This window comes from Nonomuraea zeae, from assembly GCF_005889725.1.
In the GTDB taxonomy this organism is placed as follows: domain Bacteria; phylum Actinomycetota; class Actinomycetes; order Streptosporangiales; family Streptosporangiaceae; genus Nonomuraea; species Nonomuraea zeae.
In genome coordinates this window covers 1-1,837 of sequence record NZ_VCKX01000642.1, presented here as the reverse complement: position 1 = coordinate 1,837, position 1,837 = coordinate 1, and the positions used below count along the sequence as shown (strand labels likewise).

Annotated in this window: 1 protein-coding gene; it reads right to left on the bottom strand. The window is 76.6% G+C overall.

The annotated features are described in order from the left end of the window. The coding region (locus tag ETD85_RS62040; RefSeq protein WP_420847401.1) for an ATP-binding protein at positions 1-1,837 on the bottom strand (1,837 nt) is incomplete at both ends.

Sequence of the window (1,837 nt, the reverse complement as noted above, 5' to 3'; positions counted from 1 at the left end):
CCCCCACCCCGAGCAGCACCGCCGCCCGCTCAGCCGCGGCTCCCGAGGCGTGCCCCAGCCCTTCAGCGCGGAGGGCGTGGCCGGCGAGCCCCTCCGGGGCGTCGGCGAACAGTGCGTGGCCGGCGAGCCCTTCCGCGGCGTCGGCGCGGTCGATGGCCAGCGGCGACTTCAGCGCGATCGCCAGCGCCGAGCGATGCAGGCGAGTGGCCTCCGCGAGGTCGCCCTTCGCCTCGGCGAGCCGTCCCAGCGCGGTGAACGCGTGCGATCGGGCGCCCGCGGCCAGGAACGCGCCCGACCCCGTGGCCGCCAGCGCCGCTTCGAGCAGCCGCCCGGCCTCGGCCAGGTCGCCCTCCTGCCGCGCCAGGTCACCGAGCCGCAGGTGCACCGACGCCATCAGCTCGGGCCGCCCGAGCCGCCTGGCCAGGTCGGCCGCCCGCGTGTAGCCGGCCCGCGCGGCCCGAGCGTCGCCCGCCCGCCAGTGCGCCTCGGCCCGCCGGTGCAGCGTGTCCACCAGCTCGTCGAGCGCCCCGAGCTCTTCGAGCAGCACGAGCGCCTGCCGCCACAGCTCCATGGCCCGCGCCCACTCGCCCCGCCAGCTCGCGGTCAGCGCGAGCCAGTCGAGCGCCTGCGCCTTGCCCCACCGCTCGCCCAGCGCGCTGAAATCCGCGAGCGCGGACTCGAGCTCCCGGTCCGCCTCACCGACCGAGCCGCTGAGCAGCGCCAGCAACGCGTTGCTGAACCGGGCGAGCGCCCTGCTCCACGGATCGGCGCCGAGCACGAGGCGCCGCCGCTCGGCGAGCTCCGGCTCGGGCGGCCCCGCGACCATCCCCCAGAGTGCCGAACCGAACGGGTGGCGCGTCGGACGGTCCAGCGCGTCCACGATCTCCCGTGCCCGCTCCCAGTGCGGCGACCCGGCATCGGGTACGGCGTGCAGCACGGCCATGACGTACTCGACCGCCAGGCCGGCGGGCGGCTCGGGGCCGAGCGCGTCGAGCAGGCGTACGGCGTGCCCGGTCACCTGGCCGCGCCGCCCGCTCAGCCACCAGTACATGGCCAGCGCCGCGATCAGCCGCAACGCCGTCGCCCGGTCGTGCTCCACGCTCCACCGCAGCGCCGCCCGCAGGTTGGCGTCGTCGGCCGACAGCGCGGCCAGCCACTGGAGCTGCTCGGCCCGGTAGAGGTGCTCGTCGGCCCGGGTCGCGAACTCCAGGAACCAGGCCGCGTGCGCCGCGTTCAGGCGCTCTTCCTCGCCTGCCTCCGCCAGCCGCCCGGCGCAGAAGATCCGGATGGTGTCGAGCATCTGGTAGCGCTCGCCGTCGGTCTCGACCAGCGACTTCTCCACCAGCCCGGCCAGCGGGCCGGCGCTGTGCCCGCCGCACACCCGCTCGACCGTCGCCAGGGTCGCGCCCCCGGAGAACACCGACAAGCGCCGGGCCAGCGCCTGCTCCTCGGCGTCGAGCAGGCTCCAGCTCCACTCCACCACCGCGTGCAGCGTCCGGTGCCGGACGGCGGCCGTGCGGTCGCCGCGCGAGAGCAGGCTGAAGCGGCCGTGCTCGATCAGCCGGTCGGCGATCTCGGTCACCCCGAACGTCCGCACCCTGGCCGCCGCCAGCTCGATGGCCAGCGGCAGGCCGTCGAGAGCCGCGCAGATCCGCAGCACCGCGGCCAGGTTGCCGGGCCCGAGCGAGAACCCCTGCCGCACGGCCGCCGCCCGATCGGCGAACAGCCGGACCGCCGGGTAATCCGCCGGGTCCCCGATGGAGCGGCCCGCCGACGGAAGATCGGCAGGCAGGTCAGGCGACAGATCCGCAGGCAGGGCGAGGGGCGGGGTGGGCAG